Raw genomic sequence first — 8726 nt, forward strand, 5'->3', positions numbered from 1 at the left:
GGTGATATTTAATTTTTCGGCAATATCGTAAATGGTTATCTTTTCGATCATTAAAAATGGTTTTTCATATTTATCTCTGACAAAAATACATTTTTTTTTATAACGTTTTACATATTGTTATCGATTACCATAATTTATAATTAAAACGATTTCGATTCTACAATGATAATAAATTATCTAATTTTTTCCATTAAGTGTAATTATATTCCGTAATAAAAATTAAATATATAATAAATTTGGTGCATTAAAACTATTTTTCTACTTTCGTGTAATCGATTACATAATTGCACTGTTTTGTAAATCAATCTTAAAATAGAATAACATGATTACAGGGAAAGTTAGAATGTTTAAATCAGTTTTAATGGCAGCTACAACAGCTTTTACGATGCTGTCTTGTGGAAAGCAGGCTTTAGCTGTTTCTGAATCTGATCCCTGGAAAAACAAAGACTTAATTGTAAAAAGTATCTCTAAAACCCGTTTTTTAGATAAGACCTATAATGTTAATGATTTTGGAGCAGTCGCTGATGGAAAGACATTAAATACACTGGCCTTTGAAAAAGCAATAAAAGCATGTGCTCAAAATGGCGGAGGAAAAGTGTTAATCCCTGCTGGAAAATATGTAACAGGTGCCATACATTTAGAGAGTAATGTAAACCTGTATTTGGATGATCATGCAGAAGTCCTTTTTAGCATCGATCCCAAAGAATATCCTATGGTTCATACCTCCTTTGAAGGAACAGAACTGATGAATTATTCGCCACTTATTTACGCCAAAAACAAAACCAATATAGCCATTACCGGAAGAGGAACTCTAAACGGACAGGCAGATGCTACGAACTGGTGGATTTGGTCCGGTGGTAAAGATTACGGCTGGAAAAAAGGAATTCCCTCGCAGAATGATCCTCAAAATCGTGCTGTTTTGATCGATATGGCCGAAAAAGGGGTTCCGATAAAAGAAAGAATCTTTGGTGAGGGACGCTATCTGCGACCTAATTTTATGGAGTTTTTTGAATGTAGTACCATTTTGGTTAAAGATGTTACCATTATAAATGCTCCCTTTTGGATTTTACATCCTTTAAAATCAAACAACATTATCATTGACGGAGTTACCGTAAACAGTCATGGTCCTAATAATGACGGTTGTGATCCTGAATATTCACAAAATGTACTTATCAAGAATTGTACTTTTAATACTGGTGACGATTGTATCGCGATCAAAGCAGGTCGCGATGGCGATGGGCGACGAGTAGCAATTCCAAGCAAAAATATTATCGTTCAGAACTGTAAAATGATCGACGGTCATGGCGGAGTAGTTATTGGAAGTGAAATATCGGCCGGTGTCAATACTATTTTTGTAGAAGACTGCGTCATGGACAGTCCAAATTTGGATCGTGCCATCCGAATCAAGACCAATTCAAAAAGAGGCGGAGTCATTGAAAATGTATTCGTTCGAAACCTTGAAGTGGGTACTGTAAAAGAATGTGTTTTAAAATTAAATATGTTTTACAATGTTTACGGTTCACAAACCGGCAATTTTATTCCAACCATCAGAAATATCAGCCTGGAGAATATAAACGTCAAAAATGGAGGAAAATATGGAGTATGGGCAGAAGGCTATGAGCAATCTCCTGTAGAAAATATTACGCTTAAAAATGTTGTCATTCAAAAAGTAGATTCAGTGCATTTGCTTAAAAATGTGAAGAACATACAATTTATTAATACCTATATCAATGAAAAAAAAGTAGAATAACTTACGAATTAAAAACTATCAATTAACCAAACCATTTTAAAAAACTATGAATACCAAACAACTATTAAAGAAAAAAATAAAATACAGTCTTGTATTTTTATTTTTCCTGAATTTTTTGTTGAGCAGTGCAACTTATGCACAATCGACTATAGTGGAGGGGAAAATTACAGATGCTGCGGGATTATCATTGCCTGGTGTAAACATTCAGGAAAAGGGAACTAAAAACGGAACCTCTACAGATTTTGAAGGAAGTTTTAAATTGAATGTGACCAATAATAAAGCTATTTTAATTGTAAGCTACTTAGGTTTTCAGACACAGGAAGTGAGCATTGCAGGAAAGTCGAAAGTAAATGTGAGCCTGGTGGAACAATCCAATTCGCTAAATGAAGTAGTGGTTGTAGGATACGGTACCGCAAAGAAAACAGACCTTACCGGAGCAGTCAATACTTTGTCGGCAGCTAAAATTACCGAAAGAAACGTTACCAATCCGATGGAAGCCATTCAGGGAGGTATTGCAGGAGTTCAGGTAACTTCAAACAGTGGCCGTATTGGTGACGGTTTTAACGTTGTGATCAGAGGAACAAACTCGATCAATAAAGATGGTTCTAAACCTCTTTTTGTGGTGGATGGTGTACCAACAGATAATATTGATTTTCTGAATCCGCAGGACATTGCGAGAATGGACGTATTAAAAGATGCATCTTCTGCTGCCATCTATGGTTCCAGAGGAGGAAGCGGGGTTATCATTGTAACGACCAAAAGCGGAACAAGTGCTAAGTCTGGTGTTACTGTTACTTTTGACAGCTCTTACGGTAACAAAGAGGCCGTAAGATTACCAAAATTAATGAGTCCTGAAAAATGGTGGTATTACCATCAATCGGCATTTTTGGCAACGACTATTTCGGCAACCAATCCAACCTATAACGATATTGATGCTTCAGAATTGAATGCTGCTGTAGGACAGGCCGGTACAAACCCTGTTTTATTTCAGAGAGTAGCTAACAATCAAAGCTACAACTGGCAGGATGCGGTTCTTAAAGGTGGGATGATGCAAAACAATTACTTAAATGTTTCCGGTCGTGCCGATAACGGACTATCATACAACATTGGTCTAGGAGCTCAGAAAGAAACGGGAGTAATTGACAATGAAGGAATTGATAAATACAATTTTAAAGCAGGTTTGAATCATAAAATAAACGACAAAATTTCATTTGGAGTTAACCTTACTATTTCTAAGACCTCTGAACAGTTAGGAAGTCCAACGGCCATGCAGGAAGCTTTCAGACAAAACCCATATACTTCGCCTTGGGCGATAGATGCAGCCGGTAATGAAATTGTTGGAACTTATGCACAACAGCCGGGTACATTGAGATATCCTAACGGAAATTTAGCGATCAACAAAACAGGTTCTTACAATCCGCTTTTAGAAATTGCAAATTCAACAGACGAAATAGAAAGATTCACGACCCTTGGCAATATCTTCGGAGAGTATAAAATCAACAGCTGGCTATCGTTTCGTTCTACTTTTTCAGCAGGAAAAATGGACGCGAGAGAAGGAAGATCATTTGGCGCACAAACTGATTTTGGTCTTAAAAATAAAAGTTTGCCATCCGGTGACGTAACCAACGTGAACAATTTTAATTATACATGGGACAATCAGTTTAACATCAATTACACGTTAAATAAAGACCATGTTTTTAGCTTTTTAGGTCTTCAGAGTTTTTATTCTAATACTACCGAAACGTACTTTTCAGCGTCAAGAGAAAACCCTTTTGAAACCAGTTTTTACAATTTAGGCTCAGGAGTTCAGTCTACCTACTCCTTGACACCATCAAGCGGTAGTATCGCCTTAATTCCTTCAGGCGTGTTCACTCCGTACTCTAAAAATACTTTAGAATCGTATGCAGCCCGTTTCAATTATGCCTATCAGGGACGTTACTTACTAACCGCTTCGGTACGTTATGACGGATCATCTGTTTTGGCTGAAAATAATAAATGGACGGCTTTCCCTTCTGTCGCTTTAGGATGGAATGTTCATGAAGAAGGATTCATGAAAAAATTAGATTTTGTTTCTAATTTTAAATTAAGAGGAAGTATCGGTTATACCGGAAACGATAACGTTAGCCCTTATTCAAGTTTAACTGTTTTAAAAAATCCTGCTTACTATGACTTTAACGGTACCATTGCCAATGGGTTTACTACTTCAAGTTTAGGAAACACCAATCTGACCTGGGAGAAAACAAAAGAGGTGAATTTAGGTTTGGATTTTGGATTTGTTCACAATAGAATTTCAGGTAGTGTAGACGTTTACAATCGTTTGTCTAAAGATTTATTGTTTCAACAAGCCCTTCCGTTAGAAATCGGAGTACCAACTATTACTTCTAATGTAGGTTCTATCAGAAACAAAGGTATTGAGGTGGCGTTGGTTACTAAAAACATTCAAACTAAAAATGTTACCTGGGAGACCAGCTTCACTTTTACTAAAAACGTAAACAAACTGGAGTCTATTTATGGTCAGGATCAGGTAAGTGATGTTGGAAATAATTTATTTATCGGAGAAAATGTTCATTCGTACTACAACTATGTTTTTGATGGAGTATGGCAGGAAAGTGAGGCAACACAAGCCCTTTCTTACGGTCAGAAACCGGGAGAAGCAAAAGTAAAAGATTTGAATAACGATGGAAAAATTGACGCCAATAACGACAGAGCTATTCTAGGAAACTACGATCCTAAATGGTCCGGAAGTTTCTCTACTACTTTAAAAGTAAAACAATTTGATTTGTCAATGTCGTTAATCACCAATCAGGGAATGACTGTCTTTAGCGGATTCCACGACAACTTTGCAGATGTTACCGATAGAGGACGTCAAAAATTAGATCTTGAAGACTGGTATATTCCGGCTAATGGTGCTGGTCTGGCCGCTCAGTATTCCAATACAAATCCGTTACCACGTGGAGCAGGAGTTTATTATGATACCAATAACGTAGCATTTTACAAAGACGCTTCATTTGTAAAAATTCAAAACATCGCTTTTGGGTATAGTTTTGATCAGGACTTAGTGAACAAATTGAAAATTAAAAGTTTAAGACTTTATGTGAATGTGTTGAATCCTTTTGTATTTACCAATTACGAAGGATATGACCCTGAATGGGCAACTGCAGCATTAGCTGTGAATCGTGTGGCGACAAGGACCGTTCAGATGGGATTAAGTTTAAAATTTTAAATTAAGAAAAATGAAAAAAATAGTAGTAGTTATAGCAATACTGGGGACGACATTTAATTCGTGCTCCAATTTTATCGAAGAAGACAACCGTGCCTTTGGTTCGGCAGAACAATATTTTCTTACTGCTCCCGGGTTTGAGTCATTGGTCAATACCAATTATGCCACTCTAAAAGACATATACGGCGGTGATCCGTGGCTGTTTGAAGCAGGTACCGATATGTACTCTGAAGGAAGAAATCAGGAACCGGAAGGATTGGCTAAATATTTAACCCTTTCTTCTTCGTCAGCCGGAGTAGATTTATTGTACAGAACTTGTTACATGGCCATTCAGCAAGCCAACAAAGGATTGTATTATTCAACCCTTACTGAGAAAGCAAGTACAGTAGATACAAGAGTGGGGGAACTGAAATTTTTAAGAGCAAATGCTTATTTCCTTTTGGTTCAGACTTACGGAGGTGTTCCGATTGTATTAGAGAATATTAATACTGCTATTACCTCTTTCGACAGAAATTCAGCAGAAGAAGTATACACACAAATTTTAAAAGACCTTAACGAAGCGCTTCCGGCAGTGGGTACAGGGGCTTACACAGGAAGAGTGAATAAAAGAGCCGTTCAGGATTTATTAGCAAAAGTATATTTGACTAAAGGTTACGAAACTTTTGGAACACCGGCAGATTTTACTACCGCAGCTTCTTTAGCAGATCAGGTAATTGCCGGACAAGGACTTAATGTATCTTTTGCGGATGTGGTAAAACCGGGGAACGAGATGAATGCCGAAACCATTTTCTCCGTTCAGTTTTCAGTAGCTTCAAATGCTACAGGAGTAACAGCTTTGGGAAGTTCACAAAACTACTGGTTTAGTTCGTACTTAGGCGCAGCAGCAGCAGGTAACCCATATCCAAACAGAAGTTACACACTTTGTCCTACAGTTTACGCATTATCATTGTATGAGCAGGGAGATAAACGTTGGGAAAATACCTTCATGACCGAAATCTACAGCCGATACTACGATTTTTATACCGTAACGGATAAAACGGCTTTGAAAATTACAGATTTTTACGAGCCACGCTGGTTTACTTTAGCCGACAGAGCTGCCTGGAATACTGCTAATGCTTCAAGAAAAGCCAATGCAGCAACTTTCAGATACCACAATTGGGGAACTTATTCTTCGGCTGCCGCTTCAGGTGGTGATTACAACCTGATTCCGGTTCGTAAATTTGACGATCCAAATGCACCATACAGCGGTGCCACCAGTGCCAACTACAACACTACACCGATCACCCCGGCAACCAACAGAAGCAGTACCCGTGATTTTATTGTAGCAAGGCTGGGAGAAACCTATCTGGTTGCCGCCGAAGCTTACTTTAAAGCAGGTCAGCCAGCGACAGCTTTAACACGTCTGAATGAAGTAAGAAGAAGAGCAGGAGGCGGAGTTGTAGGAGCAATTCCGGTAATGACGACTATTGATATCAACACCATATTAGACGAAAGAGGAAGAGAACTATTAGGAGAATACCACCGTTGGTTCGATTTGAAACGTACCGGTACATTGGTACAAAGAGCAGTTTTATACAATCCTAAAATCACCAATGCCAACGTATTTAACGGACAGAATGGTAATCTTAAAATTCTAAGACCAATACCACAATCAGCATTAGATTTGAACAGAAGTAAAAATTACCCTCAAAACCCGGCTTATTAAAAAGGTTTTTATGATTAGTGGTTTTAAAAATTTTGAGGTTGCGTTTTTTTGAGGAAGTTAAAAAGGGGCCTGATCCTGAATCAGGCTCCTTTCTTAACGAATAAATCAGATAAGTAAAATGAAAAGAATAGGGATTGTTTTGTGGCTCTTTTCGAATATAGTTCTGGCGCAGAATCATAATACTGCAGATACTTCTTATACCGTAAATAGTACGTATACTAAATTGATTAAGAAATATCCGTTTATAAAAATAGCAGAAGCGAAAAACAAGGCAAATGTGATTCAAATGGAGAATATAATCTATCACAAGAGTCAAAACAGAGCATTACATCTCGACGCCTATTGGAACAAAACTGAAAATACAAATCCGGGAGTAATTTTGATTCATGGAGGAGGCTGGAAATCGGGGAATAAAAATCAGATGCAGGTTTTGGGGCAGGAAATCAGTTCAAAAGGATATTCCTGTTTTACAATAGAATACCAATTATCGCCTGAAGCAAAATATCCACAGGCGGTTTATGATGTAAAAAATGCTATTAAATTTATAAAAGATAATGCGAAAGAATTTCATGTAGATCCAAACAAAATTGCCGTACTTGGATGCTCTTCAGGAGGTCAGATGGCAGCTTTGATTGGTACAACAAATAAAAATTCCGCTTTTGAAGACCCTACAAACAAGAGTAGATCCTCAGCAAAAGTGAACGCAATAATTGATGTAGATGGAATTTTAGCGTTTAAGCATCCGGAATCGGAAGAAGGAGAAATGGCTGCTTTTTGGTTAAACGGCACTTATCAGGAAAAACGGGAGAACTGGGTAAAGGCATCCGCGTTAAGCCATACCGATAAAAACACTCCGCCAACACTGTTCATCAACAGCAGTTTTGATCGGTTTCATGCAGGCAGAGAGGATATGATTGCAATTTTAAACCAAAATAAGATCTATAATGAGGTCAGAACCATAAAAGATTCACCGCATTCCTTTTGGTTTTTTCAGCCATGGTTTGAGGAAACGGTTCAATATACAACACAATTTTTAGACAGAATATTTAAACAATTACAGTAAAAAATGAAAACAAAAATCACAATAGCAACCTTACTTTTAGTCAGTATTACAGCGGTTAAGGCACAGAAATATGATATAAAAACCGCCAAAACGTATGCCGAAATTTCTGCTAAAACAGACGGAAAATGGGAAGCCCGTAAATATATCGGAGGAACTGTGTTTAAAAATGTAGACAGACTTAAACTGGCACCGGAGCATACAGACCATTCTTTTGACATTCGTTACGAAGGACCGGGTTGGGAAAGCAATCGAATTGGATATCGTTTGTATTTAGACTGGCGAAATGCGATTGATATTTTCGGTAAAAAAACATCAGAAATTGTTTTGCCAAAAGTAGGTCAGGATAATTTTGATTCGTATCACGAGATGAGCGATTGGGGAGCCGATATTCTAAAAGCAGGAAAAGGAATCGGGATAGGATCCATAGATCGCTACTTAAACAACGAAAAATTGCATTTCTATGAAGTAGATTCGACTATTGCAACAGTAGTAAACAAAACCAATGAATCGGGGGTAAAAGTGCAATATTATGGATGGAAAACGGCTTCGGATAAAATTGATTTCACTTCAGTTTTGACCATTAAACCAAATGAACTGTACACACAGCATACCATTCAGGCATCCAAAGAAATCAAAGGAATCTGTACCGGAATTGTAAAGCAGAAAAATACGGAGCTTCTTAAAAAAGAAAGCAAAAATAAAAAATGGGCTTATCTGGCTACGTATGGCCAGCAATCATTAGTTCCGGACAAATTAGGAATGGCCATTTTTTATCAAATTAATACTATCGAAAATACTCCCGATACAGATTTAGATTATCTTTTAGTATTTAAGCCTACTACAAAAGCAACTTCTTTTTATTTTTTAGGCGCCTGGGAACAAGAGCCAAACGGAATTAAATCGAGAGAAGAGTTTGTGAAATATTTAGATGAAAAGTTGGAGGTTTTGAACAAAAAGGGTAAGATGTAAAAGAGTGAAGAGTAAAGAG

Annotated in this window: 5 protein-coding genes; all 5 read left to right on the forward strand. The window is 37.3% G+C overall.

From position 1 onward, the window contains the following. The first annotated feature begins 322 nt into the window (after positions 1-322). The 5 genes from B0A80_RS12765 to B0A80_RS12785 all read left to right on the forward strand — a co-directional run bounded on the left by B0A80_RS12765 (position 323) and on the right by B0A80_RS12785 (position 8707). Entirely contained in the window at positions 323-1750 is a 1428-nt protein-coding gene (locus B0A80_RS12765) for a glycoside hydrolase family 28 protein (RefSeq protein ID WP_089077510.1), read from the forward strand. 46 nt (positions 1751-1796) lie between these two features. Continuing rightward, on the forward strand, positions 1797-4973 hold the full coding sequence (locus B0A80_RS12770; protein WP_089077511.1) for a SusC/RagA family TonB-linked outer membrane protein: 3177 nt from the start codon (positions 1797-1799) through the stop codon (positions 4971-4973). Positions 4974-4983: 10 nt separating this feature from the next. Next, on the forward strand, positions 4984-6675 hold the full coding sequence (locus tag B0A80_RS12775; protein ID WP_089077512.1) for a RagB/SusD family nutrient uptake outer membrane protein: 1692 nt from the start codon (positions 4984-4986) through the stop codon (positions 6673-6675). A 118-nt stretch (positions 6676-6793) separates the two neighbouring features. After that, positions 6794-7738, forward strand: coding sequence for an alpha/beta hydrolase (locus B0A80_RS12780; RefSeq protein ID WP_089077513.1), 945 nt, complete (start codon positions 6794-6796; stop codon positions 7736-7738). Positions 7739-7741: 3 nt separating this feature from the next. Then, positions 7742-8707 (forward strand): DUF4861 family protein, encoded by a 966-nt coding sequence (locus B0A80_RS12785; protein ID WP_089077514.1) that lies wholly within the window; start codon positions 7742-7744, stop codon positions 8705-8707. The last annotated feature ends 19 nt before the right edge of the window (positions 8708-8726 follow it).

Origin of the sequence: Flavobacterium tructae (assembly GCF_002217475.1) — a bacterium.
In the GTDB taxonomy this organism is placed as follows: Bacteria; Bacteroidota; Bacteroidia; order Flavobacteriales; family Flavobacteriaceae; genus Flavobacterium; species Flavobacterium tructae.